Raw genomic sequence first — 25,255 nt, 5'->3', positions numbered from 1 at the left:
GGAGGCCCGCCCCGCCATGACTCCCCCACCGGCGCCCCGGCCCGACGGTCCCGTGCGACGCGACGCCCGCGAGAAGGCGACCGGCGCGGCCCGTTACGCCGCCGAGCACACCCCTCCCGGCTGCGCCCACGCCTGCCCCGTACCCGCCACCGTCGCCCGCGGCAAGGTCACGGCCGTCCACGCCGACGAGGTCCTGCGGCTCCCCGGCGTCCTCGCCGTGCTCAGCCACGAGAACGCGCCGCGCCTGGGCGAGGCCGACGACCCGACGCTGTCGCTGCTGCAGGACGACAGCGTCCCCCACCGCGGTTGGTACGTCGCCGTCGTCGTCGCCGACACCCTGGAGAACGCCCGGGCCGGTGCCGACGCCCTGCGGGTCACGTACGCGACCGAGCCGCACGACGCGACGCTCCGCGAGGACCACCCCCGCCTCTACACCCCCGAGGAGGCGAACGGCGGTCATCCGGCCGTCCGTGAACGGGGCGACTTCGACACGGCTTTCGCCGCGTCCGCCGTCCGCGTCGACGCGACGTACACCATGGCCGCCCTGCACAACCACCCGATGGAGCCGCACGCCGCCACCGCCTGGTGGGAGGAGGACCGGCTGATCGTCCACGACTCGAGCCAGGGCTCGACCACCGTACGGGACACCCTGGCCGGGTTGTTGGGGGTGCCGCGAGCGGACGTCACCGTGGTGTCGGACTACGTCGGCGGCGGTTTCGGCTCGAAGGGCACTCCACGCCCGCACGTCGTCCTCGCCGCGATGGCCGCCCGGCACACCGGCCGCCCGGTCAAACTGGTCCTGCCACGCCGGGAGCTCGCCGCGGTCGTCGGCCATCGCGCCCCCACCATCCAGCGGGTCCGGCTCGGCGCGGGCGCCGACGGCGTGATCGACGCGCTGGCGCACGAGGTCGTCACGCAGACGTCGACGGTCAAGGAGTTCGTCGAACAGGCCGCCGCCCCCGCCCGCACCATGTACACCTCCCCGCACAGCCGCACCACCCACCGGGTGGTGGCACTCGACGTGCCGAGCCCGTCCTGGATGCGTGCCCCGGGCGAGGCGTCCGGCATGTACGCCCTCGAATCGGCCATGGACGAACTCGCCCTCGCCACCGGGATCGACCCGGTCGAGCTGCGCGTGCGCAACGAACCGGAGAAGGAGCCCGACAGCGGCAACCCCTTCAGCAGCCGGAACCTCGTCGGGTGCCTGCGCGAAGGCGCCCGGCGGTTCGGCTGGGAGGGGCGCGACCCCCGTCCCGGGGTACGCCGCGACGGGAACTGGCTGCTGGGCACGGGTGTCGCCGCGGCCACCTACCCCTACCTCGTCAGCCCGTCCACGGCCTCCGCGCACGCCGAACCGGACGGCGGCTTCGTCGTACGGGTCAACGCCACCGACATCGGCACCGGAGCGCGGACCGTGCTGGCCCAGGTCGCCGCCGAGGCGCTCGGAGCCGAGCCGGCCGCGGTCCGCGTCGAGCTCGGCAGCAGCGAGCTGCCCGACGCCCCCCTCGCCGGCGGGTCCTCCGGGACGTCGTCCTGGGGCTGGTCCGTCCACCGGGCCTGTACCGCCCTCGCCGAGAAGCTGCGCGCACACGCGGGAGCGCTGCCCGCCGAGGGTCTGTCCGCGTTCGCGGACACCGAGGACGAGGCAGGGCAGGAACCCCCGTACGCGCGCCACACGTTCGGCGCGCACTTCGCCGAGGTCCGGGTGGACGCCGAGACCGGCGAGGTACGCGTGAGCCGTCTGCTGGGGGTGTACGCCGCCGGGCGCATCCTCAGCGCCTCGACCGCGCGGTCGCAGTTCATCGGCGGCATGACGATGGGGATCGGCATGGCGCTGACCGAGACCAGCACCATGGACCCCGCGTTCGGGGACTACGTGGAGCGCGACCTGGCCTCCTACCACGTGCCGGTCTCCGCCGACGTGCCGGCCATCGAGGCGCACTGGCTGGAGGAGGAGGACCCCCATCTCAATCCGATGGGCAGCAAGGGCATCGGAGAGATCGGCATCGTGGGCACGGCGGCGGCCATCGCCAACGCCGTCCACCACGCGGTGGGCGTACGGCTGCGGGAACTGCCCCTGACACCCGACCGACTGCTCCCGCACCTGCCCCGCACCTGATCCGGGAGGACCGTATGACCAGCAGCTTCGCCGTGGGGGACCGGGTGACCACGCAGGACCTCGGGCAGACCGCAGGCTCCACGCCGGTCTCGCGCGCCGACCTCCCGGTCGGCCGGATCACCGCGCTGTCGGGCGACACCGCCACCGTCGAGTGGTACGACGGCGAGAAGGTCGACGCGACCACGGACGTACCGGTGGCGCACCTGCACCACGTCACGCGGCCGTAGCCCTGACTGCCGGTCCCCGGCGGACCGCCACCCGCCGCCGTGCCCGCGCACGTCAGGAGCTCCTCGCCGAGCTGGGGGCGGGTGGCGGAGTAGCCGAGGACGGTGAGGGGGCCGCCGACCGGGCGGTCGAAGGCTTGGCCTTCGGGCCGGTCGGGCCGGTCGGGCCGGTCGGGCCGAGGCCCACGGACCTGCCCACCGCCTTCATGCGGGCGGGCGTCCAGTACGCGAGGGCGTCCTTACGTTCCTGAGGGGTGTACGCCGGTACGGAGACCGGGTGGGCGGCGGCTACCGCGGCCAGCGGATCCGACGAGGCGGACGCGGTCGACGCCGGGAGCGCGCTGTCGATGATCTGTGACACGCGAGAGCCCCCACCGGCGTGCAGGTGAGGGTTCTCGGTCCGGCGGGCCGGGGCGCGGTGGTCACCCGTCCTCAGGGGCCGGCAAGGTGAAGGTGATCGCCTCGGCGGGGCAGAGGCCGGCGGCCATCCGGGCCGCCGCCCGCTGCGCGGGGGCCGGCGTGGGGTGCAGGAGGACCACCAGGCCCTCGTCGTCGTCCTGGTCGAAGACGTCGGGGGCCGTCAGCGCGCACATGCCGGCGCCGGCGCAGCGGGCGCGGTCGACGCTGAGGTGCAGAGCCTGCGGCTCTCGTGGGTCGCTCACGGGGCTACTTCCTCGTCCCACGTGACGGGCAGGCTGATCACCCCGTAGATGTTGGCGCGGTCGCGCAGGGGCACCTCCTCCGGGGGCACCGCGAGTCGCAGGGTGGGGAACCGCGCGAAGAGCGTCGGGAACGCCACGGCCATCTCGACGCGGGCGAGTTGCTGGCCGAGGCACTGGTGGGCGCCGTGGCCGAAGGACAGGTGACCGGTCGCCTTGCGGTGGAGGTCGAGCCGGTCCGGACCGGGGAACCGGTGCGGGTCGCGGTTGGCGGCCTGCACGGAGACGGTCACCGTCTCGCCCGCCCTGATGAGCCGGCCCGCCACCTCGACGTCTTCGAGCGCCGAACGGGTCAGCGGGTCGGCGACGCTGAGGTAGCGCAGCAGCTCCTCCACCGTCTGCTCGGCAAGGCCGGGGTCGGCGCGCAGCGCGTCGAGCTGGTCCGGGTTGCTCAGCAGGGCGAAGGTGCCGAGAGCGAGCATGTTCGCCGTGGTGTCGAGTCCGGCGGCGAGCAGCAGCCCACCGATACCGGTCAGCTCCTCGTCGGTGAGGTCGGAGGCGGTCAGGTCGCTGAGCAGGTCGTCCCCGGGCTCGGCGCGCTTGGCGAGGACCAGTTCGTTCAGGTACTGGTGCACCGCCGCGTACGCCCGGCCCGACGCCTCGGCGCCCGCGGTCTGGTCGAAGAGCGTCGCCACATCGCCCTGGAAGCGCTGCCGATCGGCGTACGGCACACCGAGCAGCTCGCAGATCATGAGCGCGGGCACGGGCTGCGCGAGCGCCTCCACCAGGTCGACGGTGGGCCCGGCCTGCTCCATGGCGTCCAGCTGCTCTGCGGTGAACTGCTCTACGCGCTCGGCCAGTTGGCGCATCCGGCGGACGGTGAACCGGCCCGTGAGCAGGCGCCGGTAGCGGGTGTGCTCCGGGGCGTCGAGGCCGATCATGTCGCCGACCGGGGCCGGCGGCAGCTCCGCAGGTGCGCCCTCGATCGGCATGGGCAGGTGCAGGAGTTCGTACCGCGAGCTGAAGCGCGGGTCGGCCAGGATCGCCCGCGCCGCGGCGTGGCCGGTGACCAGCCAGCCGATGTGGCCGTCGGCGTAGCGCATGCGGCGCAGCGGCGTGTCGCTCAGGGCGGTGAGTTCGGCGGGCGGATCGAAGGGGCAGCCGGTGCGCCGGTCGGTGGGCAGGGTCGGCAGCTCACCTAAGACGTCGGTGGTGGTGGCCGCCAGGGCGGTGGTGGGCGTGGGCGTCGGGTCGTACGACATGGCTCCTCCTGGGAGGGTCGGGACGGTGCTGCGACGGTGGACGGGCGAACGGTGAAGGGGGCCGAGGGGAGCGGTGGTTACCGCTCGGCTGCGGACTTGAGGGCGCCGGAGGGGGGCGGGTCGTCGGGTCGATGCCGGGCGCCAGGGGGTACGGGCGTCAGGCGCGGGTGATGATGATGTCGCCGGCCCCGGTCCGCGCGTGCACCTCGACGGTCTCGTCGGACTCCGCGGGGCCGGCGGCGGAGTCCAGTGAGTTGCGTACCGTGCCGTGCTTGGGGTTCAGGTCGAGCCAGGCCGCGGTGCCCTCGTGGATGCCGACTTCGAGGTCTCCGACGGACGTTCGCAGTTCGATCCGGCCGCGGATGACGTCGCCGACGCGGATGCCGCCGTTGGCGGAGGAGGCCTCGACCCCGGCGTGTGCGACGCCGATCTCGATCCGGCCGTTGGCGCACTTGGCGCCGACGCTGCCGTGCGCGACGCCGACGGAGATGTCGCCGTTGGCGGCGCTGGTCTTCAGGACTCCGGTGACCTCACCGATCGCGGTCGCCCCGTTGGAGTTCTTGACGGTCGCCGCCCCTGCGACGGTGCCGATCTCGATCCGGCCCGCGCCGACGACCTCGGCGCCGCCGGTCGCGCGGGTCAGCCGGATCTGGCCGGTGTCGGTCCGCAGGTCGACGCCCGCCACCTCGTCGACCTGGAGGTCGCCGAGGCCGGTCCTGAGCGCCGTCTCGCCCAGTCGGCCCTCACAGAGGAAGGCGCCCATGCCCGTGGTGGCCCGGACGTCCGACCCGGCGGGCAGTTCGACGCTCACCTCGATGGCGCCGGGCTTGCCGAACGGGGACCGCTTCCGTGGGGTCTTGATGGTGAGGCGGCCGCCCGAGTAGGTGACCTGGGTCTGCTGCACGGCGCGTACGTCGTTCTCCTCGGAGCCGTCGCGCGGCAGCACCTCCACGACCGTGTCGGTGCGCTTGCCGGCGGTGATGCGGGCGGTCCCGGCGTCGAGTTCGAGGATGGCGGTGATCGGTTCGGGCGTCTCGAACGTAGGCATGGCTGTTCCGTCCTCTTGGTTCGGTGGGTGATCCCGCTGGTGGGGCGGGTGAGGAGTGACGTGCCGCCGACGCGCCGCCGACGTGAGGTGACGTGACGTCGGCGGATCGGGTCGGGGCGGTGGTCCGCGGTGAAGCGGCGCGGGCCCTAGCGGACCCAGCCGGTGAAGCCCCGGCTGCCCATGTCCTTGCCTCGGCTCGACGGATCCGCGCGTTCCCGGCCGTCGAGGGCGGTGGAGACCGCCCGTACCAGCCACGCGTTGACCGACAGGCCCTCCGCCGTCGCGGCGTTCTCCGCGCGGGACTTGAGGTGGGCGGGGAGGCGGAAGTTGATCCGCGCCATGCTGCCGTCGTCGGCTTCCGAGTGCGCCGCGAGCGGCGCCGTCGCGGCGGGAGCCGTGGTCGGCGCCCGTGTCTCCTCGAACGGCTCGGCCGCCGGCGGCGGCGTCACCACGAACTCGGGGTCGAGTCCGCGCAGCCGCACGTCGACCGAGCCGGGGGCCAGCTCCCGGGTGACCTCGCCCATGGCCGCGGACAGCGCGTTGAGCAGGGTGAGCCGGGTGGCGGACTCCAGGGGAGCGGTGAGCCGCTCGGCCAGGGCGCGGGCTTCTTCGCCGCCGGCGTCCGCCGCGACGGCGAGTTCGTGGCGGAGGTTGTCGACGTAGGGCGTGAGGTCCATGACGCCATGATGGCACAGCCATGGCGCTATGGCGAGCCATGCTGGCTTTTCCCCGGCACACCCGCCCTTGACCTGCGGCTTCTCTGGTGTCCTGTTGTGGCGCGGTGGCGCTTCCGGCGAGATGTGGCTTGCGGTGGCGGCGCAGTGGTGTCATGGTGGCACCACTCAAGCGGCACGTATGGTGCCATGAGGGCGCCGCCTGGTGTCACCTCCCAGGGGCTCCCTCTTCTCGCCGGTGCAGCCCGTCCCCCCTTCTTCCTCCGTCCGCTCTCGCGGTCCACTGACAGGAGTTCCCAGCCGTGGCTACCTTCCTCTACAAACTCGGCCGACTCGCCTTCCGTCGTCGATGGTTGACGGCCCTGCTGTGGGTGGTGATCTTCTGCGGCGCGGGAGTCGCCGCCTCCTCCGCGTCACCGCCGCCCGCCGACACGTTCTCCATGCCGGGCACGCAGTCGCAGCAGGCCTTCGACCTCCTGGAGGAGAAGTTCCCGGCCGCGAGCGCCGACGGAGCCAGTGCGCGCATCGTGGTCCGGGCGCCCGAGGGCGCCAGGATCACCGCCGCCGCGCAGCAGGAGCATGTCGCGGCGCTGGTCGCGCGGCTGAAGAAGTCCCCGCAGGTGACGTCGGTGAGCGACCCGTTCGCGACGCGGGCGGTGAGCGAGGACGGCACCACCGCGTACGCCATCGCCACCTACGAGGTCCCTGCCACGGAGGTCGGGGACGAGGCGCACGACGCGCTCGACGACGCGCTGGCCGCGGCCCGCGACAGCGGCCTGACCGCGGAGGCGGGCGGCGACGCCGTGAAGATCGACGCGGCGATGAGCGGCACCGGCGAGCAGATCGGCATCGTGGTCTCCGCCGTCGTCCTGGTCCTCACCTTCGGCTCGGTGATCGCCGCCGGCATGCCGCTGCTCACGGCCCTCATCGGTGTCGGCGTCGGCATCTCCGCGATCACGGCGCTCGGTTCCACCCTCGGCCTGTCCAGCACCACGTCGACCCTCGCGATGATGCTCGGCCTGGCCGTCGGTATCGACTACGCCCTCTTCATCGTCTCCCGTTACCGTGCCGAGCTGACCGAGGGCCGCGACCGCGAGGACGCCGCCGGGCGGGCGGTCGGCACCGCGGGCTCCGCCGTCGTCTTCGCCGGGCTCACGGTCATCGTGGCCCTCGCGGGGCTGGCCGTGGTGAACATCCCGATGCTCACCAAGATGGGCCTGGCCGCGGCCGGCACCGTCGCCGTCGCCGTACTCGTCGCCCTCACCTTCGTCCCCGCGCTCCTCGGCTTCGCGCCGGTCAAGGTGCTCCGCCGCCGCGACCGCGCGCGGTTCTCCGGCAAGCCGCTCAGCGCCCGCCGGCAGCGCAGGGCCGCCCGGCACGCCGAGAAGGACGCGCGCCGCAGGCCCAACCTCGGCGCCCGTTGGGCCGGTTTCGTACTGCGCCGCCCCGTCGCCGTCCTGCTCGTGGCCGTCGCCGGCCTCGGCGCGGTCGCCGTGCCGGCGGCCAGTCTGGAGCTGGGCCTGCCCGGCGAGGGCACCATGGCGCCGGACACCACGCAGCGCAAGGCCTACGACCTGCTCTCGGACTCCTTCGGCGCCGGGTTCAACGGTCCCCTGCTGATCACGGTCGAGGGACCGGACGCGGCGGCCGCCGCCAAGACGGTCGGCGAGCGGCTGGCCGAGCAGGACGGCGTCGCCGCCGTCACCCCGGCCACGCCCAACGAGGCCGGTGACACCGCGATCCTCACCGTCGTCCCGACCACCGGCCCCACCGACGGCGCGACCGAGGACCTCGTCCGCACCCTCCGGGGCCTCGCCGACGGACTCCGGGCGGACACCGGAGCCGAGGTGCTCGTCACCGGCCAGACCGCGATGTTCATCGACTTCTCGCAGACCCTGAACGACGCGCTGCTGCCCTATCTCGCCCTCGTCGTCGGCCTGGCGTTCCTGCTCCTGATGGTGGTCTTCCGCTCGGTCCTCGTCCCGCTCAAGGCGGCCCTGGGCTTCCTGCTCTCCGTGGCCGCGGCGCTCGGCGCGGTCGTGGCGGTCTTCCAGTGGGGCTGGCTCGCGGACGTCTTCGGCGTCGACCAGCCGAGTCCGATCATGAGCACGATGCCGATCTTCATGATCGGTGTGGTCTTCGGCCTCGCCATGGACTACGAGGTGTTCCTGGTGACCCGCATGCGGGAGGCGTACGTCCACGGGGCGCGGCCCGCCGAGGCCGTCGTCACCGGCTTCCGCTACGGCGGCCGGGTGGTGGCCGCGGCCGCCGCCATCATGATCAGCGTGTTCTCCGGCTTCATCGTGGAGGACAACGACTTCATCAAGATGATCGGTTTCGGCCTCGCGGCCGCGGTGCTCTTCGACGCCGTCATCGTCCGGATGACGATCGTGCCCGCCCTGTTCGCCCTGCTCGGCAAGAGCGCCTGGTGGCTGCCGCGCTGGCTCGACCGGCTCCTTCCCGACCTCGACGTCGAGGGCGCGAAGCTCTCCCACCCGGACCCGTCGGAGCGGACGGCCCCGCGCCGCCGCGAGCGTGAACTGGTCGACTAGCGGACCGGTTCGCTCAAGGGGCACCCCTGCTCAGGCCCAGCGGCTCGACGCCGCTGGGCCTGGCAGTGTGTCGGGCGCCAGGCCGTCGGACGTGGCGGCAGGGGCACCGTGCACCGCACGGTGACGACGCCGTGCTCAGCGTGCTCTCGCGCCGCCCGGAGCCGGCCCCGACCCCGGCACCTCTTCCTTCGCCGTCGGGAGGGTGGTGGGTTCGTGGCGCGGGAGCAGGAGCGGGGTGGCCAGGAGGAGGACGCCGGCGGCGGCGATCGCGACCCGGGGGCTGGTGGCGGCGGCCAGGAGGCCCCACACCGCGGTGAGGGCCGCGATGGAGGCGCCGGCGCTGATCGACCAGGCCGCCAGGGTACGGGCGAGCCGGGTGGGGTCGGTGTGCTGGAGGCGGTAGGTGGCGAGGACCGGGTTGAACAGGCCGCAGCAGGTCACCAGGCCGAACTGGACGGTGAGGATGAGGACGACCCCGGGGATGCCCGGCTGTACGAACGCCAGGCCGAGGGGCCAGATCGCGCGCAGCGTTCCCGCGACGAGGAGCACCGTGCGCTGCCCGCGGCGGGCCACCAGCCGGTGCGCGAGGCGTGAGCCGAGGAGGCCGCCGACGCAGGGCAGCGCGAAGACGAGCCCGTACTGCCAGGGAGCGAAGCCGAGTTCGCGCAGCAGCAGCACCGCGAGCAGGGGTTCCGACGCCATGATCAGGCCGTTGACCGCGATCGCGTTGAGGAAGAGCGGCCGCAGTGTGGGGTGGGCGAGGATGTACCGCCATCCTTCGAACAGATCGGGCACCCGCAGGCGCGGCGGGGCGGTCCGTGCGGGGCGCGGCTCGACCCCGCCGACGGAGCGGATGCCGAGGGCCGAGAGCAGGTAGCTGCCCGCGTCGGCCATCACCGTCACCACCGGGCCGAACATGCCGATCGCGGCTCCTCCGAGCGGTGGCCCGACCATGGTGGCCGTCCATGTCGTGGACTCGAACCGGCTGTTCGCGACGAGCAGGTCGTCCGCCGGCACCAGCGTCCTCAGGTACGCGCCTGACGCCGCCCTGAAGGCGATCTCCGCCGCGGCGACCACGACGGAGACGACGAGCAGCTGGACGAAGCCGAGCCATCCGAGCGCGTACGCGGCGGGGACGCTCATCAGCGCCGCGAACCGCGTCAGGTCCATCGCCACCATGACCGGCCGCTTCCGGCGGAACTCCACCCACGGCCCGAGCGGCACCGCCACCAGGGCCCCCACGGCCCGTCCCGCGGCGGCCAGCGCCGCCACCTGGGCCGGCCCCGAGTCCAGTACGAGGACCGCGATCAGAGGAAACGCGCCGAAGCCGAGGGAGCTGCCGTACGCGCTGACGGCGTACGCGGCCCACAGCCGCCCGAACCGCGGTCCCAGCTTCCGCCTCACCTCGAACTCGCGGAGTGGTCGCCGGGGTGGGCGTGTACGCCTGCCAGGAGTGCGGCCAGGTAGCGGTGGGCGGTCCCGACGCGGGCGTCGGGGGCGCTGTGCACGGTCGCGGCGTAGGCGACCCCGCACAGGAGCGGGACCAGGTCGGCGGAGGTCAGGTCGGGGCGTACGGCTCCGGCGTCGCGGGCCCGGTCGAGGAGCCGGCCGCCGACCGCCGACAGGGTCCGCTTCAGTTCGGTGGTGCGCGGCAGTGCGTCCGCGGTGACGGCCATGACCGCGGTCAGGGAGGGATCGGCGACCTGCGCCTCGATGGTGCGGGTCAGGAAGCCGGTGAGCGCGCGCCAGGGGTCGTCGTCGGCCGGCGCCTCTTCGCCGTGGGCGGTGAGTCTCTCCAGGGCGGGCGTGGCGACGGTCTCGCGCAGTGCCTCGGGGGTGGGGAAGTGGCGGTAGACGGTGCCCACGCCCACGTCGGCGCGGCGGGCGACATCGTTGAGCTGGAGGGGTACGCCCTCGTCGAGGAGGGCGCGGGCGACGGCGACGATCCGCTCCCAGTTGCGGGCGGCGTCCTTGCGCAGGGGGGCGGTCGTCATGCCGGGAGTCTAACCGGATAGGTCATCCGGCTTGTCGGTGGGCGGTTCGGGGGATCCGTGGACCGGGCTCCATGGAGCGGCGCGCCCGAGCAGCACACGCCTTCCGTCCCGCGCGAGCGCCGTGCCCGCGTGGGCAACTCCTGTGCGCGGACGGGACACCCGGCGTCCTCCGTCGCTCCTACGGTGAGGCCGTTCCCCGTGCGAGGGCTCGTCGCGGCCCCACGATCTCATCGGAGGTGAGCCGCGTGACCTGCATGCCGGTAGCGGGCGTCGTCCCGGCCCCGGGCGTCGTCGACCCCGTCGAGCTGCTCGTCCGTAACGCCAAGGTGTACACCGGCGACCCCCGGCGCCCCGAGGCGTCGGCCGTCGCGATCCGGGGCGGCCGGATCGTCGCCCTCGGCGACGACCGGGCGGTCGCCGGGCTCGTCGGGCCGGGCACCAAGGTCGTCGACGCGCTCGGACGGCGCGTGGTCCCCGGGCTCAACGACTCCCATCTGCACGTCATCCGCGGCGGCCTGAACTACGTCCTCGAACTGCGCTGGGACGGCGTCCCGTCGCTGCGCCAGGCGCTCGCCATGCTGAAGGAACAGGCCGGGCGCACGCCCAAGGGCCAGTGGATCCGGGTGGTCGGCGGATGGACGGCCGACCAGTTCGCGGAGCGGCGGATGCCCACCGTCTCCGAACTGAACGCGGCGGCCCCCGACACCCCGGTCTTCGTCCTCCACCTCTACCAGTCGGCCCTGATGAACCGCGCCGCCGTCCTGGCCGCCGGCTTCACCGCGAAGACGCCCGACCCGCCCGGCGGGCAGATCGTGCGAGGGCGCGACGGCGGCCCCACCGGAGTCCTCCTCGCGGCGCCGGGAGCGCTCGTCCTCTACTCCACGCTCGCCAAGGCACCGACGCTCGGCGCCGACGACCAGCGCACCTCGACCAAGCACTTCCTGCGCGAGCTGAACCGCTTCGGGCTGACCTCCGCCGTCGACGCCGCCGGCGGCTTCCAGAACTTCCCCGACAACTACCGCACCGTCATCGACCTCGCCCGCGCCGGCGAGCTGACCCTGCGGATCGCCTACCACCTGTTCCCGCAGACCGGTGGCCAGGAGATCGCCGACCTCACCCGGTGGATCGAGACCGTACGGCCGGAGGACGGCGACGACTGGCTGCGGCTGAACGGCGCCGGCGAGAACCTCACCTGGGCCGCCGCCGACTTCGAGAACTTCACCGAGCCGAGGCCCGAGCTGAGCGGCGGCTACGAGGGCGAGTTCGAGAAGGCCGTACGGCTGCTCATGGAGAACGGCTGGGGCTTCCGCCTCCACGCCACGTACGACGAGACGATCCGCCGCGATCTCGCGGTCTTCGAGAAGCTCGCCGCCGACGGGCTCTTCCCGGCCGGCAACCGCTGGCTCTTCGACCACGCGGAGACCGTGAGCGACGCCAGTCTGGACCGGATCGCCGCACTCGGCGGCGCGATCTCCGTGCAGAACCGCATGTCCTTCCAGGGCCGCGCCTTCGCCGACCGGTACGGCGCGGCCGCCGCGGCCCACACCCCGCCGGTGCGCCGCATGCTCGACAAGGGGCTCGTCGTCGGTGCCGGTACGGACGCCACGCGCGTCTCCTCGTACAACCCGTGGGTCGCGCTGCACTGGCTCGTCAGCGGCCGCACCATCGGCGATCTCCCCCTCTGTCCCGAGGAGAACCGGCTGACGCGCGAGACGGCCCTGGAGCTGTACACCCGAGGGGGAGCGCGGCTGACGGGCGAGGACGATGTGAAGGGGATCCTGCGGGAGGGCTTCTTCGGCGACCTCGCGATCCTCTCCGACGACTACTTCGCCGTACCCGAGCAGGACATCGCCCACATCGAGTCCGTCCTGACCGTCGTGGGCGGCCGCATCGTCCACGCGGCGGCGGAGTACGAGGGGCTCGACGAGACGATCGAGCCGATCAGTCCCGCCTGGAGCCCCGTCGCCCACTTCGGCGGCTACCAGGCCACGCCACGGCCCAGCGTCACCGGGGCGCGCCAGGCGGATCTGCTCGCCGAGGCCGTTGCCGAGTCCGAGCAGCACCGCCAGTGGCGCGCGGCGCGCGGATACGTACCGGAGCCGCGCACCGAGGTCTTCGACCCATGCTTCGTGCTGTGAACGGGGTGACGGCGTGAGCGCGAGAGCGAGCGCGTGACCGCCCGGGCTTCCCACCGCTTCCGGTACGACGGCTCCCAGTCCCAGGAGAGTGCACCACGATGACCACCAACCCCCCCGACGGCCTGGAGCGGCCGGAGCCGACTGAGTCCTCCGACCCCGGAGAGTCCGCCGAGACCCCGGCCTTCGCCGGGCGGCACTTCGAGCCGGACCTGAGGCCGATGACACGGATCACGCTCCGCCCGATCGCCTCCCCGATGCCCGTCGGCTTCTTCGCGGTCGCCATCGCGTCGGTGATGGTGGGCAGCCTGCAGCTCGGCCTCCTCGGCGAGGACTCCGCCCGCGCGGTCGCCCTCACCATCCTTCCCGCGTTCGTGCTCCAACTCGTCGTGGCCGTCCTCGCCTTCGGCGCGCGTGACGTCCTCGCGTCGACGCTCATGGCCTGCTTCGCGGGCATGTGGCTGGCCAGTTCGCTGGTCCTCGCGCTCGAACCGCCGGGCGGCGCCCGGGTCCTCGGGGTGCTCAACCTCGTGTTCGCCTTCTTCGCCCTGCTGATGGCCTCGGTCGCGCGGCGCAAGCGCGCCCTGTGGTTCGTCCTGTGCGTCGCCGTACCCCGCTTCGCGGTCGGTGCGCTCGCCAACCTGACCGGTGCCGAACTGCTGGTCACCGTCTCGGGCTGCCTCGGGCTGGTCCTGGCGGCGGTCGCCATGTACGCGGCGTTCGCGCTCATGCTGGAGGACATGCGGGGCGAGGAGGTCCTGCCGATCGGACGGCGCGGCCCCGCCCACGCGGCGGTCGAAGGGGACCTCGCGGTGCAGCTGCGCGACCTCGAACGGCAGGCGGGCGTGCGCCGCACCCTCTGAGGCGCCTGCGGGCGGTGCCCGTGCGGGGCGGGCCGGGCGGGCGGGCGGCTCAGGCGGGATGGATCCGGTCGCGCAACTGGCTGCGCGAGGTGATCCCGAGCTTCGGGAAGACGCGGTACAGGTGCGCGCCGATCGTCCTCGGGGAGAGGTAGAGCTGCTGGCCGATCTCCTTGTTGGACAGCCCGTCGGCCGCCAGCCGGGCGATCTGGAGCTCCTGGGGTGTCAGGAGGTCCCAGTCGGTACTCTCGCGGCGCCTGCTCCCCTCGCCCGCCGAGCGGAGCTCCTGCCGGGCGCGCTCGCCCCACGGCTCCACCCCCAGGGCCTCGAAGGAGACGACGGCGATCCGCAGCGGGGTACGCGCCTCCACCACCTGGCGCCGTCGGCGCAGCCAGGTGCCGTGTGCCAGCATCAACCGGGCCCGGGTGAAGGGCGCGTGGGACATGTCCAGGTCGAGAGCCGTACGGAACCGGTCCTCCGCCTCCTCGTCCTCGGCGAGGAGCGCGTGCGCGAAACCGAGGTTCACCCGGGTCAGTTGTGCCGGGCTCGCCACGGCGGCGGCGTCGAGCCGGTGCAGCGCCGCGCGCGCCATCGCGCGCTGCTCGGCGCCGGTCGCCGCCTCGGCCAGCTCCGCGACGGCGATGGTCTGGAGGAACGGGTGGTAGGCCGGGTCGGCGGGGTCGAAGACCCGCCACACGCAGTCGAAGGCCTCCGCGTGGGCGCCCGCAGCGAGGCCGATGAGACCGCGGGTGATCTGGATGAAGGCCAGGTTCGACGGGTTGGCGACGGACAGCCCCTGCCGCTCCGCCTCCCCGATGACGGTACGCGCGGTGTCCAGGTCCCCGAGCAACGCGGCGAACTGCGCCTTCGCGATCCGGGCGCCCGTCAGCCAGCGCGGCTGGGCGTTCTCCTCGGCGAGCCGGATCGCCTCGGCCACGCTCGGCAGGCCCGTCTCCCAGTCGACGGTACGGACCGCGGTGAACGCCAGGGAGACGAGCGTCGGGGCCAGGAGACCGAGCCGTCCCTGCGCGCGCAGCCCGGCCGCGGCGTGCTGGAGGAGGCCGCCGGCGTGGTCGTACGCGTTCGCCATCGTGGCCGCCGTGCCCAGAGTGGCGGCGGCCGGCACGTCGTACCCGCCTTCGCGTGCGAGGCGGTCCAGACGTTCCAGCACGGTCGCGCCGCGCTCCACCGGGGTCGCGGCGGCGAGGGTGTACACGAGGTCGGGGTGGAGCTCGGGCACGGGCAGCCGTTCGGCCGCGGCGACCACCCGCTCCCGCAGCGCCCGCTCGGGCGCGGACCACCAGCACCGGCGCGCGGCCGTGCGCAGCAGCCGCAGGGCGAGTTCGGGATCGCCGGCCTCGGCCGCCCGCTCCGCCGTCGCGACCAGCAGGTGCAGTCGGGGCGTGCTCGTCGCGACGTCCGTCTCCAGGCCCTCCCGCAGCAGGAGCAGCCGGGCCCGTTCGCGTACCCCGAGCTCCAGCGGTTCCGCCTGCTGGAGCAGGCCCTCCGCCCGCTCCGCCTTGCCCAGTTCGAGCGCCAGCTCGGCGGCGTCCAGCAGGCGTGCGGCCCGGCCCGCAGTGAGCTCGCTCAGGGTGGTGGCGCGCTCCAGGGCCGTGAGGGCAACGGCGATGGCGCCGCGCCCGCGCGCCCGCAGTGCGACCTGGTCCAGTTGGCGCGCGACCGACTCGTCGCGTCGGCCGATGGCCGCCGCCCTGTGCCAGGCCTGCCGGTCGGGCTGACCGTGCAGGACGTCCGCGAGCGCGCCGTGCGCGGCGAGCCGGTCGCTGAGGGAGGCCGCGCCCAGGACGGCGGAGCGCACCAGGGGGTGGGTGAAGGCGATGTGGAACGCGTCGGCGGTCACCATGCCCGCGACGACGGCCGGTTCCAGGGCCCGGGTGGAGACCTCCGTGCCGGCGAACGCCGACGCGGCGGCGAGCACCTCGGCCAGCGCGCCGCCGTCGTCGGCGGCCGTGACGAGCAGCGCCCCGCGCGTCTCGGGAGGCAGTTCGGCGAGGCGGGAGACGAAGGCGGCTTCGAGCCGGGCGGTCAGCGGCAGCGCCGCCGAGGCCGTCAGCCGGCCGGCCGACGGGTCCGCCGCGAGCGCGACCGGCAGTTCGATCAGTGCCAGCGGATTCCCGGCGGAGGCCTCCAGGACGCGGCGGCGCGGGCCGGGGTCGAGATCGGGTGCGACGGTGTCCAACAGCGCTTCGGCGGCGGCCGGTTCGAGGGGCTTCAGCCGGAGTTCGGGTATGCCGCACATCGACAGCGGGGAGACGTGGCCCTCGCGCAGGACGAGCAGCAGGCCCAGAGGCTCCGCCTGGAGCCTGCGGGCGAGGAACCCGAGCACGTCCAGGGTCGGGGCGTCCAGCCACTGCGCGTCGTCGACGGCGAGCAGCACCGGCGCCTCGGCGGCGCACTCGCCGAGCAGGCTCAGCGTGGCGAGGGCGATCATGAAGAACTGGGGCGCCACGGCACCCCGGGGCGGCGAGGCCAGCCCTTCGTACGGATCGACGGCCCCTTCGCGCGGACCTGTCACGCCCTCGTGGGGAGCGGTCATGCTCCCGTGCGGACGGGCCACCCCTTTGTACGCGCCACCCATGACCCCCGCCGGATCGGCTGCCGTTCCCTCCGGCGTGCGGGGCGGATCCGCCAGACCGAACGCGCTCCGCAGCGCCTCCGCCTGGGCGGTGGGAAGGCGCGGTACGCGATCCAGCAGCGTACGGGTCAACTGGTGCAGCCCCGCGAACGGCAGATGCGTCTCGGCCTGGACGCCCGAGGCGCGGAGCACGGAGATCCCGCCACCCCGCGCGCGGTCGACGGCGTGGTCCAGGAGGGCGGACTTCCCTATTCCCGGCGGCCCTTCGAGCAGGAGCGCCGCTCCGGTCACCGGCAGCGCGTCGACGAGACCGTCGACGATCGCCGACTCCGCCGCCCTGCCGAACAGTTCGCCGCCTGACACCTGAAGCTCCCCGCAGCGGTGATCCCATCTGACGTCGCATTCTACGTTTCGCAGTCGCGGCGCAGCGCATCGCAGTCGCATCGCAGTCATCGTGCCGACGACGTAGGTCATCCGGTGGGACACGCTGGTCGGAGGGGTGCCGGAGAACCACGGACGCGCTGTCGGAACGGGAGCGGGCACCCGTGAACGGCGGGAGAACCCATGACACTCGTGATCGACACCCAGCGCCTCGGCCCGCTCCTCCTGGCCACCACGGACGCGGCTCCGCAGGCTCTCACCGGCGGACGGCTCGGGCGCTTCCGATGGCCCGTGGGCCAGGTCGTGGTCGCCGTCGTCGGCGCCGCAACTGCCCCGGACGCCCCCGGCGCCGTGGTGCGACAGGACGGAAGGACCGCCGAGCCCGCAGCCGGCGCGCTCGTGCTCTGGGACACCACCCGCCCGCACGTGGTCGACTTCCCGTCGGGTGCGTGGGCGACGGTCTGCCTCGTACCGCGCGGCGTCCTTGCGGTCACGGACGACCAGTTGGTACGGGTCACGGCCACCGTCGTCCCGGCGGACGGCCCGGTGGCCTCCCTGGTCTGGCCGCTGCTCCTTCGGCTGGCGACGACGGCGGAGCACTGCCCCGCGCGGGTCGCCGACCAACTCGCGGGCAACGTCGTCGACCTGCTGGCCACGCTGATCGTCGAGCGGGCGGAGGAGGGTGACGGGGGCGCCGGCGAAAGCCGGGGCTCATGGGCCGCGTCCGGCGTCCCGCGCGACGCGCGGACCGTGGACATCCGGGCCTTCGTGGACCGGAACCTCGGGGACCCCGGCCTCGCCCCCGAGAACATCGCCGCCGCCCACCACATCTCCGTCCGTACCCTTCACAAGCTCTTCGAGGCGGAGGGCGTCACGGTCGCCCGGCTGATCCAGCGACGCCGCCTGGAGGAATGCGCCCAGGACCTCGCCCGGGGCGACGGTTCGGCCTACGGGGTCTCCGAGGTGGGGCGGCGGTGGGGCTTCGGCAACGCCGCCCACTTCAGCCGGGTCTTCCGCGCGGCCTACGGCGTGCCGCCGTCCGCCTGGCGCGGCTCCGCGAGCGGGACGGGACGGTGACGGAGCTCGTCGTGGGGCGGGGCGCGCAGTGGGCCGTCCTGCGCGAAGCCCTCGCCTCCGTACGGGAGTCGGGGCGTGCGCTCTGGCTGTGCGGCGAGGCCGGGAGCGGGAAGACCCTCCTGCTGGACCGCCTCGCGGAAGCGGCGGGCCCGCTCGGCCAGGGGGTGCTGCGCGTCGCCGGGACGGAGGCGGAGGAGCCGCTGCGCGTCGCCGGGGCGGAGGGGGAGGGGTCGCTGCGGGCCGCCGGGACGGAGGCGGAGGGGTCGCTGCGCGTCGCCGGGGCGGAGGCGGAGGGGTCGCCGTTCGGCGCCCTGCGGCGGCTGCTCGCACCGCTGATGGATCACGCCGGGCACCTGCCCACCGCGCACCACGCCGCGCTGCGACAGCTCCGTGGCCGCCAGACCACCGAAGGCCCGGCGACGGCGACCGGTACGCGTGCCGTCTCCTTCGCCGCCCTCGCCCTCCTCGGTCACGTCGCACAGGACCGGCCGCTGCTGGTCCTCGTCGACGACCTCCACCGGGCCGACGCGGCCAGCGCGTCGGTGCTGCACTTCCTGCAGCGCCGGCTCTCCTCCCTGCCGGTCGTCATGGTCGCGGCGGTACGGGAGGACGCCACCGGCCGCCTCGACTCCGCCGGGGCCGTGCTCCTCCGCCTCGGCCGGCTGGGCGAGGCGGATGCCGAGGACCTCCTCCGCGACCGGCACCCGGAGCTGACGGACGGGGTCCGCGCCCGGCTGCTCCGGGAGTCCGAGGGCAACCCGCTCGCGCTGGTCGACCTGCCCGCACAGCTCGACCTGGCGCAGCGGGCGGGGGAGCGGCCGCTGCCCGAGCACCTGGCCCTGGGCGCGCGGTGGGAGCGACTCCTCGACCGTCAGGTCGGCGCACTCACGCCGGCGGAGCGGTTCGCCCTGCTGCTGTGCGCCACGGCCGGGCCCGACGGCGGGTCGATCCACCTCGTGGCGGCGGCCGCGGCCGCGGCCGCCGTGTCCGGCATCGAGGACGACCTGGCCGCCGTGGAGGCGCGCGGCCTGATCGTCACCGAGGGAGAACCGCCCCGGGTACGGATCCGGCATCCGCTGCTGCGCGCGTTCCTGCTCCACCCGGCCCCGGCCGCCGCACGTCACAGCGCCGCACGTCACAGCGCCGCACGTCACCGCGCCGAGCGAGCCAGGGCCGAGCGCGCCTGGGCCGCCGTGGTGCCGCCCGCGTACCCCGTACCTCCCGCACCGCCCTCGTCTCCCGTGCCCGCCGAACAGGAGGCGGACGGCGCGCGGAAGATCGCACGGAACAGGCCCTGGCCTCCCGCGCCCGCGGAGCGCCTCGGCTCGGCGGCGCGGGGAGCGTCACGGCCCGTCGCCGAGGGGAAGTTCGCCCGCGGGGGAGAGCCGGAGCCGGCCGCAGCCCGGCTCAGTCCCGAGGAGCTGCGCATGGCCGAGCTGGTGGCCGGCGGGCTCACCAACCGGGAGATCGGGGCGCGGCTGAACCTTTCGCCCCGGAGCGTCGCGAGCCACCTCTACCGGCTCTACCCCAAGCTCGGCGTCACGGACCGGGCGGCCGTCGGAGAGGCGCTGCGCGCGCGGTAGCGGACCCGGGCGGAGCGTCGTACCCCGTGCACAGTCAGATGACCTAACCCTCTGCGTACGCGTGTCAGCAGACTCGGGCGTACGGGCCGGGAACCACACCCCGAGCCCTTCCGGCCGCCGATCGGCAGTCGGTGTTCCGCCGAACACACCTCGCACCAGGGGGCTTTCGTGAGCCTGGCGTTCACCACCATGTCGGCCGCCGGAGCGCGGTCGCACGCGTACGAGAAGCAGCTCGACGTTCCCACCGGCCTTTCTTTCGTCGGCCGCAGCACCTCGCACCGATGCGGGTTCCTGCGTGTCAGCACCACCGAGGGCGCCCCGCAGCGAGTGGTGGGCCCGCCGACCGTGTCCTCCGTACCGCTCCCGCTCGGGACGACCCCGCCGTACGACCTCGACGACGTCGTCGGGGTCGGCATCCACACCGCGGGGACCGCCCGGATCACCACGGACGACCGCGCACTCCTCTGCGGACCGGGCGACGTGTTCGTCCTCGACATGACCCGCCCGTACGCGGTCTCCGAGCTGGACGACTTCCGCCTTCACCTCTTCCGGTTCCCCCGCGTCGTCCTGGGGCTGCCCCTCGCGCGGACGGACGTGCTCTGGGGCGTCCACCCGCGGACCGGCGACGGGGTCGTCCCCCTGCTCGCGCCGCTCCTGGAGACCCTCGCCGATTCCGTCGCCTCGTACGCGCGCCCCGTCGCGCACCGACTCGCCGGCACGGTGACCGACCTGCTCGGCACACTGTCCTCGGAACTGGCCGACTTTCCCCGCCCGGGCACGGAAGCCACGGGCGACAGCGCCCCGCGCGCCGTCGCACCGCACGCCGACGCCCCGCACGGCGACGCCGTCCGCCGCGCGATGGCGCGCCGCATCCGGCACCACGTCAACGAGAACCTGGGCGATCGCACCCTCTCCCCGGAGACGATCGCGGCCCACCACCATGTGTCGGTCCGCTACCTGCACAAGGTCTTCGCCCACGAGGGCACGACCCTCAGCCGATGGATCCAGCAGCGCCGACTGGAGGAGTGCCGCCGCGAGTTGGGCGCGACCGGGCACACCTCGGTGTCCGTCTCGGCGGTCGCCAAGCGCTGGGGCTTCGTCAACTCCGCCCACTTCAGCCGCCGTTTCCGCGCCGTGTACGGCATCTCGCCCCGCGAATGGCACCGCGTCCGATCCGGCGACCAGGTCCCGTCGACGGTCCCGACCACGCCGTCCTAGACCCCGCCGCCCCCGCTCCCCAGGTGTGCGTCGTCGGGACATCCCCGTGCGCGGTCCGTCATCCGTCGCGGGCGGCTCCTTCCTAGCGTGGAGGCGACAACCCACCCACCCGAGGAGCGGAACCCCATGACCGAATCCCAGCCGGTGAGCCGCCGCGGCATCGTGGCCGCAGGAGCCGCGATGGCGGCGGGCGTCGCCACGGCAGGGCTGTCCGCCGCACCCGCAGAGGCGGCGGCGGACGGCGCATCCGCCCAGGCGGCGGCTACCGGCGCGGCCGGTAGTCCGCATCACGACAGAGCGAAGCCGACGGTCGTCCTCGTCCATGGAGCCTTCGCGGACGGCTCCAGTTGGGCGCCCGTGACCGAGCACCTCCAGCGGTGGGGGTACACCGTGCGCTCGGTCGCCAACCCGTTGCGCGGACTGGCCGCCGACGCCGCCCAGTTGCGGTCCGTCCTCGCGACCATCCCGGGGCCGGTCGTCCTGGCCGGGCACTCCTACGGCGGCGCCGTGGTCACGGAGGCGGCCGCCGGTGTCGCCCACGTCAAGGCCCTGGTCTACGTCGCCGCGTTCGTGCCGGACGCGGGCGAGGTCCTGGGGGAGCTGTCGGCGCGCTTCCCGGGCTCCCTCCTGGACCCCGCGCTCACGGCCGTGCCCGCGCCCGGTCCTGACGGGACACCCGGCCTCGATCTGTACATCCGGGCGGACCGGTTCCACCCGGTCTTCTGCCAGGACCTCCCGGCCTCCACGGCCCGCGAACTGGAGGCCGTGCAGCGGCCGGTGAGCGCGAGCGCGTTCGGAGACCGGGTCACGGCGGCGGCCTGGCGGACGATCCCGTCGTGGAACCTCGTCGCCACGCGCGACCGGGGCATCGTCCCGGAGCTCCAGCGCTTCCAGGCGAAGCGCGCCGGCTCGCGCACCGTGGAGATCCCCAGCTCGCACCTGCCGCTGCGGAGCCGACCCGGCACGGTGGCGGAACTCATCCGGACGGCCGCCCGCTCCGTCCCCGTGTCCCCGGTCTGACAGACCCAGCCCTCCCGGACCTACGCCCGCCGCACCCTTCCCAGTGAGGACATGAACCATGAGCGCATCGGCCGACCTCGAGAGCATCGAGCGGATCAACGCGGGAGACCGCACCCCTGTCGTGTTCGTCCACGGTCTCTGGCTGCTCCCCAGCAGCTGGGAGCGGTGGGCGCGGGTCTTCGAGGACGCGGGGTTCGCGCCCCTGACGCCCGGCTGGCCCGACGACCCGGAGACCGTGGCCGAGGCCCACGCCCACCCCGAGGTCTTCGCGGGCAAGAGCGTGGGTCAGGTCGCCGACCACTTCGCCGACCTGATCGGCCGTCTGGACCGCAAGCCGGTCGTCGTCGGACACTCCTTCGGCGGCCTCATCACACAGATGATCGCCGGCCGCGGTCTTTCTGCCGCCTCGGTGGCCATCGACCCCGCGCCGTTCCGGGGCGTCCTTCCGCTGCCGATCTCCTCGCTGCGCGCGGCGAGCGTGGTCCTCGGCAACCCGGCCAACTACCACCGTGCCGTACCCCTCACGTACGACCAGTTCCGCTACTCCTTCGCGAACGCGGTCGGCGAGGAGGAGGCCAAGGAGCTGTACGAGCGGTTCGCCGTCCCCGCCCCCGGTGAGCCGCTGTTCCAGGCGGCCGCGGCCAACGTCAACCCGTGGACCGAGGTGAAGGTCGACACCCTCCACCCCGAGCGGGGACCGCTGCTGGTCATCTCGGGCGAGAAGGACAACACCGTGCCCTGGGCCATCGCCCACGCCTCCTTCAAGAAGCAGGAGCGCAACGAGAGCGCGGTCACCGAGATCGTGGAGATGAAGGGCCGCGGGCACGCGCTGACCATCGACAACGGCTGGCGTGAGGTCGCCGACACGGCGCTCGCCTTCGTCCGCCGTTTCGTCGGCTGACGCGGAGGAACTCCCGGTCGGGGGTGGCGGGGTGGGGACACACCCCGCCGCCCACCCTCCGCCGCCCCCCGATCGCCTCCGAGAGTCGCCCAGCTGCCGTCAGCCGCGGCCGAGCTGCCGAGCTGCTCAGCGGCTCTTCAGCGCCTGTGCGATGGCGGCCCTGGAGGTGATCCCCAACTTGGGGAAGATCTTGTACAGATGGGCGGCGACCGTACGCGGAGAGAGCCGCAGCAGCGCGCCGATCTCCTTGTTCGACAGGCCCGTCGCCGCGAGTTCGGCGATCCGCAGCTCCTGCCCGGTCAGCACGCCCGGCCCGCTCGTCGCCGGCCCCACCGGGTGGCCGGCGGCCCGCAGCTCCTGATCGCAGCGCTCCACCCAGGGCGCGGCCCGCAGTTCGCGGAACGTACGGCGCGCCTCGCCCAGCACGTCCCTGGCCTCCGCGCGGCGCCGGCGCCGCAACCAGGAGCCGTGCGCGAGCCGCAGCCGTGCCCGTTCGAAGACCCACTGTCCGGAGCCCGGCACGGCGTATGCGTCCCGGAAGCGGGCGTCCGCCTCCTCGTCGGGGGCGGCGAGGGCGACGGCGGCGGCGAAGAGGAAGGCGTGGTGCGGCGAGATCTCCGCCATCCGGGCCTCCCGCCCGGCCGCCACGTGCGCCTCGGCCTCCCGCCGCCGGCCGGTGTGCACGGCCGCCTCGACGACGTCGAGGAACGGCAGGTGGAACCAGGGCACGCCGCGCGGCAGGACGCCGGGCGGGGTCAGGGCGCAGACGTACGACCAGGCCTCCTCGTACCGCCCGTGCGCCAGCGCGACGAGCCCGCGCAGATGGGTGAGCCGGTCCGTGACGAACCGCATCCGGGCCCGCAGCGCCTCCGGCCGGATGGCCTTCTCGGCCGCGTCCAGGCCCGCGCCGTCCCCGCGGCCGGCGAGGAAGTGCGCGTGGTGGAGCCGGAACATCAGCGCGTTGCAGTGGTAGCCCAGCTCGTCGGCGGCCTCCGCCTCCCGCAGGCAGTCCTCCGCCGTGTCCCAGCGGCCGTGCAGGAAGTCCTGGTAGCTCCTGGCCTTCGCGATCGAGCCCTGTGTGGCGTACGCGTGCTGCCCGGTGAAGCGCCGCCACAGCCCGCCCTGCGCGATGTCGACGGCCGAGGCGGTCCACAGCAGCAGCCAGGCACCGCCGGCCTCCTGCTCGGCGCTCATCCCCTCGGCCAGCGCCCACAGTTCCTCGGAGACCCCGTGGGCCGTACGGGCCGGGTCGGACCAGGCCCGGTGACAGAGCCGGGCCAGCGGGGAGACCTGGTCCCGATGGTGCTCCAGGGCGCGCCAGCCACGGGGGTCGTCGGTGTACGTGGCGGCGAGCAGCAGCTTGAAGTACACCTGTTCGGCGAGGCCGCCGAACGCCTCCGGGCCCTGCGCCGCCAGCGCGTCCAGCGCCTCCGGCAGCAGGGTGAAGGAGGAGGAGAAGTCGACCCGGTGGCTCTGGTCCACGTACACGGTCGCGTACGCGAAGAGCGGGGCGATGTCCGCGGGCACCGGGCCCCGCTTCACCTCCTCGACGAGCCGCGCGGTGTACCGCAGCCGCCCGCTGCGGGCCGCCGTGACCGCCGCCCAGGTCAGCCGCCGGGCGCGGGCGTCCGGGTCGGTGCTCAGGGCGGCGGCGCGGTCCAGGAGCAGCGCCCCCTCCGCGTCCCCGCCGCGCCGCGCGATCCGTCGGCCCGCTTCGTACAGCCGCCCGGCGAGCTCCTCGTCGGGCAGCAGGGCGGCGGACGCCTCGTGGACGAGCCGGCGCGGATCGTCCGCGGGCAGCCCGTCCGCGAGCGCCCGGTGCGCCCCCCGCTGCTGCGTGCCCGAGGCCATGGAGACGACGGCGCTGCGGACCAGCGGGTGGCGGAACGCGAGCCGGCCCGCGCCGTCCAGCCGGGCCAGACCGCTGGCCGCGATGCGTTCGAGCACCTCCTCGGAGTCCTCACCCGCGACCGCCCGCAGCCAGGTCCCGATGCTCCGGGTCGCCGCGCCGCCGCCGAGCGCGCCCAGCAGCAGGACGCGGGCGGCGTCGTCCGAGAGCGAGGCGAGCCGGTCGGCGAACATCCGCTCCAGGCGCTGCCCCAACGGCAGTCGCTCCGGCAGCGGGACGATGCCCCGGACGTGGTCCTGATGCAGTTGCAGCGGCAACTCGACCAGGGCCAGGGGGTTGCCGCCCGCCTCCGCCAGCACCCGGTCGGCCGTCACGGCCGCGAGCCGGGGGTGCGACCGCCGCAGCAGCACGTCCGCCTCCGCGTGCGCGAGCGCCTCGACGTCCACCGGGGGAGCGGGCCAGCCCTCCACGGCGGCGCCGTCCGGACGGGTCGCGCTCACGATCGCCAACGGCAGCTCGCCGACCCGGCGGTGCAGGAACGCGAAGACCGCGGCGCTGGAGGAGTCCACCCAGTGCAGGTCGTCCACGAGCAGCAGCAGGGGCCGCGCCCGTGCCGCCTCGGCGAGCAGCGCGAGCGCGGCCGCGCCGACCATGAAGCCGCCGGGCGGCAGCCCCTCGCGCAGTCCGAGGGCGCACTCCAGGGCCTCGCGCTGCCGGGGCGCGAGCGCCCGGGACCGTTCGAGCAGCGGCCACAGGATCTGGTGGAGCGCCCCGAAGGGGAGCTCGGCCTCGGCCTCGGCGCCCACGGCCCGCAGGACGGCGAATCCACGCTCCCGCGCACGGGCCTCGGCCCACTCCAGCAGGGCGGTCTTGCCGATCCCCGCCTCGCCCCTCAGCAGGGCCACCGAACCGCCGGCGCCGCTGAGGACCTCGTCCAGAGCACGCCCCAGCAGCGCCGTCTCGCGCTCCCGGCCCACCAGGCACGCTCCACCGGACAACGACACCACGGCCCCCTCATGTCCCCCCGCGCACGGGTGAATGTCCCTCAATCGGCGCGAACGTCAGATTATCGTCCGCGCGTCCGAGGGGCGGGCGCGCGAGGG

The 25,255-nt window shown here is 74.3% G+C and carries 19 protein-coding genes; 10 read left to right on the top strand and 9 right to left on the bottom strand.

Annotated elements, in window-relative coordinates; translation table 11 throughout:
* The first annotated feature begins 16 nt into the window (after positions 1-16).
* Complete coding sequence (locus tag ACIPPS_RS08240) at positions 17-2,119, top strand: xanthine dehydrogenase family protein molybdopterin-binding subunit (RefSeq protein WP_401428337.1); 2,103 nt, start codon at positions 17-19, stop codon at positions 2,117-2,119.
* 14 nt (positions 2,120-2,133) lie between these two features.
* Complete coding sequence (locus ACIPPS_RS08235; protein WP_401428335.1) at positions 2,134-2,346, top strand: hypothetical protein; 213 nt, start codon at positions 2,134-2,136, stop codon at positions 2,344-2,346.
* 52 nt (positions 2,347-2,398) lie between these two features.
* Here ACIPPS_RS08235 and ACIPPS_RS08230 read toward each other — a convergent pair whose 3' ends face one another.
* The 5 genes from ACIPPS_RS08230 to ACIPPS_RS08210 all read right to left on the bottom strand — a co-directional run bounded on the left by ACIPPS_RS08230 (position 2,399) and on the right by ACIPPS_RS08210 (position 5,989).
* Positions 2,399-2,704, bottom strand: coding sequence for a hypothetical protein (locus ACIPPS_RS08230; protein WP_401428332.1), 306 nt, complete (start codon positions 2,702-2,704; stop codon positions 2,399-2,401).
* Between the two features lie 61 nt (positions 2,705-2,765).
* Positions 2,766-3,005 (bottom strand): ferredoxin, encoded by a 240-nt coding sequence (locus ACIPPS_RS08225; RefSeq protein WP_401428330.1) that lies wholly within the window; start codon positions 3,003-3,005, stop codon positions 2,766-2,768.
* Positions 3,002-4,264, bottom strand: coding sequence for a cytochrome P450 (locus ACIPPS_RS08220; RefSeq protein WP_401428328.1), 1,263 nt, complete (start codon positions 4,262-4,264; stop codon positions 3,002-3,004). Before ACIPPS_RS08220 ends, ACIPPS_RS08225 begins: the two co-directional genes overlap by 4 nt.
* A gap of 157 nt (positions 4,265-4,421) precedes the next feature.
* Positions 4,422-5,312, bottom strand: a complete 891-nt coding sequence (locus tag ACIPPS_RS08215) for a DUF4097 family beta strand repeat-containing protein (protein WP_401428326.1) — start codon at positions 5,310-5,312, stop codon at positions 4,422-4,424.
* A gap of 146 nt (positions 5,313-5,458) precedes the next feature.
* Positions 5,459-5,989: a hypothetical protein gene (locus ACIPPS_RS08210; RefSeq protein ID WP_401428323.1), complete on the bottom strand. Its 531-nt coding sequence runs from the start codon at positions 5,987-5,989 to the stop codon at positions 5,459-5,461.
* 299 nt (positions 5,990-6,288) lie between these two features.
* Between ACIPPS_RS08210 and ACIPPS_RS08205 the strand changes: the two genes are divergently transcribed.
* A complete protein-coding gene (locus tag ACIPPS_RS08205) occupies positions 6,289-8,538 on the top strand; it encodes an MMPL family transporter (RefSeq protein ID WP_401428320.1) in 2,250 nt (749 codons plus the stop codon).
* Between the two features lie 135 nt (positions 8,539-8,673).
* Here the strand turns inward: ACIPPS_RS08205 and ACIPPS_RS08200 are convergent, their stop codons facing one another.
* Both ACIPPS_RS08200 and ACIPPS_RS08195 read right to left on the bottom strand, forming a co-directional pair.
* Positions 8,674-9,942, bottom strand: coding sequence for an MFS transporter (locus tag ACIPPS_RS08200; RefSeq protein WP_401428318.1), 1,269 nt, complete (start codon positions 9,940-9,942; stop codon positions 8,674-8,676).
* Entirely contained in the window at positions 9,939-10,532 is a 594-nt protein-coding gene (locus ACIPPS_RS08195; RefSeq protein WP_401428315.1) for a TetR/AcrR family transcriptional regulator, read from the bottom strand. The genes ACIPPS_RS08200 and ACIPPS_RS08195 overlap by 4 nt, the downstream gene beginning before the upstream one ends.
* A 254-nt stretch (positions 10,533-10,786) precedes the next feature.
* Here ACIPPS_RS08195 and ACIPPS_RS08190 point away from each other — a divergent pair, with 254 nt between their 5' ends.
* Both ACIPPS_RS08190 and ACIPPS_RS08185 read left to right on the top strand, forming a co-directional pair.
* A complete protein-coding gene (locus tag ACIPPS_RS08190) occupies positions 10,787-12,670 on the top strand; it encodes an amidohydrolase (protein ID WP_401429533.1) in 1,884 nt (627 codons plus the stop codon).
* 98 nt (positions 12,671-12,768) lie between these two features.
* Positions 12,769-13,530: a GPR1/FUN34/YaaH family transporter gene (locus tag ACIPPS_RS08185; RefSeq protein WP_401428313.1), complete on the top strand. Its 762-nt coding sequence runs from the start codon at positions 12,769-12,771 to the stop codon at positions 13,528-13,530.
* A gap of 49 nt (positions 13,531-13,579) precedes the next feature.
* Here ACIPPS_RS08185 and ACIPPS_RS08180 read toward each other — a convergent pair whose 3' ends face one another.
* The gene (locus ACIPPS_RS08180; protein ID WP_401428311.1) at positions 13,580-16,486 is read right to left on the bottom strand and encodes an ATP-binding protein; all 2,907 of its coding nucleotides are present in this window, start codon (positions 16,484-16,486) and stop codon (positions 13,580-13,582) included.
* Between the two features lie 201 nt (positions 16,487-16,687).
* Here ACIPPS_RS08180 and ACIPPS_RS08175 point away from each other — a divergent pair, with 201 nt between their 5' ends.
* From ACIPPS_RS08175 to ACIPPS_RS08155, 5 genes are all read left to right on the top strand, one after another.
* On the top strand, positions 16,688-17,581 hold the full coding sequence (locus ACIPPS_RS08175) for a helix-turn-helix domain-containing protein (RefSeq protein WP_401428309.1): 894 nt from the start codon (positions 16,688-16,690) through the stop codon (positions 17,579-17,581).
* Positions 17,578-19,164 (top strand): AAA family ATPase, encoded by a 1,587-nt coding sequence (locus ACIPPS_RS08170; RefSeq protein WP_401428307.1) that lies wholly within the window; start codon positions 17,578-17,580, stop codon positions 19,162-19,164. The genes ACIPPS_RS08175 and ACIPPS_RS08170 overlap by 4 nt, the downstream gene beginning before the upstream one ends.
* A gap of 168 nt (positions 19,165-19,332) precedes the next feature.
* A complete protein-coding gene (locus tag ACIPPS_RS08165) occupies positions 19,333-20,382 on the top strand; it encodes a helix-turn-helix domain-containing protein (RefSeq protein WP_401428304.1) in 1,050 nt (349 codons plus the stop codon).
* Between the two features lie 126 nt (positions 20,383-20,508).
* Complete coding sequence (locus ACIPPS_RS08160) at positions 20,509-21,402, top strand: alpha/beta fold hydrolase (RefSeq protein WP_401428301.1); 894 nt, start codon at positions 20,509-20,511, stop codon at positions 21,400-21,402.
* A gap of 58 nt (positions 21,403-21,460) precedes the next feature.
* On the top strand, positions 21,461-22,303 hold the full coding sequence (locus ACIPPS_RS08155) for an alpha/beta hydrolase (RefSeq protein WP_401428299.1): 843 nt from the start codon (positions 21,461-21,463) through the stop codon (positions 22,301-22,303).
* A 126-nt stretch (positions 22,304-22,429) separates the two neighbouring features.
* On the opposite strand, the gene ACIPPS_RS08150 is transcribed toward ACIPPS_RS08155, so the two are convergent.
* The gene (locus ACIPPS_RS08150) at positions 22,430-25,156 is read right to left on the bottom strand and encodes a BREX system ATP-binding domain-containing protein (protein ID WP_401428297.1); all 2,727 of its coding nucleotides are present in this window, start codon (positions 25,154-25,156) and stop codon (positions 22,430-22,432) included.
* Positions 25,157-25,255: the final 99 nt, after the last annotated feature.

The sequence above is a fragment of the Streptomyces sp. NPDC090127 genome (assembly GCF_044746945.1).
Classification (GTDB): Bacteria; Actinomycetota; Actinomycetes; order Streptomycetales; family Streptomycetaceae; genus Streptomyces.
This window is presented reverse-complemented; position numbering and strand designations above follow the sequence as displayed.

Excerpts from the sequence above, each read along its gene's own strand:
- ACIPPS_RS08240 (WP_401428337.1), top strand. The coding sequence starts at position 17 with ATGACTCCCCCACCGGCGCCCCGGCCCGACGGTCCCGTGCGACGCGAC.
- ACIPPS_RS08235 (WP_401428335.1), top strand. The coding sequence starts at position 2,134 with ATGACCAGCAGCTTCGCCGTGGGGGACCGGGTGACCACGCAGGACCTC.
- ACIPPS_RS08220 (WP_401428328.1), bottom strand. The coding sequence starts at position 4,264 with ATGTCGTACGACCCGACGCCCACGCCCACCACCGCCCTGGCGGCCACC.
- ACIPPS_RS08215 (WP_401428326.1), bottom strand. The coding sequence starts at position 5,312 with ATGCCTACGTTCGAGACGCCCGAACCGATCACCGCCATCCTCGAACTC.
- ACIPPS_RS08210 (WP_401428323.1), bottom strand. The coding sequence starts at position 5,989 with ATGGACCTCACGCCCTACGTCGACAACCTCCGCCACGAACTCGCCGTC.
- ACIPPS_RS08195 (WP_401428315.1), bottom strand. The coding sequence starts at position 10,532 with ATGACGACCGCCCCCCTGCGCAAGGACGCCGCCCGCAACTGGGAGCGG.
- ACIPPS_RS08190 (WP_401429533.1), top strand. The coding sequence starts at position 10,787 with ATGCCGGTAGCGGGCGTCGTCCCGGCCCCGGGCGTCGTCGACCCCGTC.
- ACIPPS_RS08185 (WP_401428313.1), top strand. The coding sequence starts at position 12,769 with ATGACCACCAACCCCCCCGACGGCCTGGAGCGGCCGGAGCCGACTGAG.
- ACIPPS_RS08175 (WP_401428309.1), top strand. The coding sequence starts at position 16,688 with ATGACACTCGTGATCGACACCCAGCGCCTCGGCCCGCTCCTCCTGGCC.
- ACIPPS_RS08160 (WP_401428301.1), top strand. The coding sequence starts at position 20,509 with ATGACCGAATCCCAGCCGGTGAGCCGCCGCGGCATCGTGGCCGCAGGA.
- ACIPPS_RS08155 (WP_401428299.1), top strand. The coding sequence starts at position 21,461 with ATGAGCGCATCGGCCGACCTCGAGAGCATCGAGCGGATCAACGCGGGA.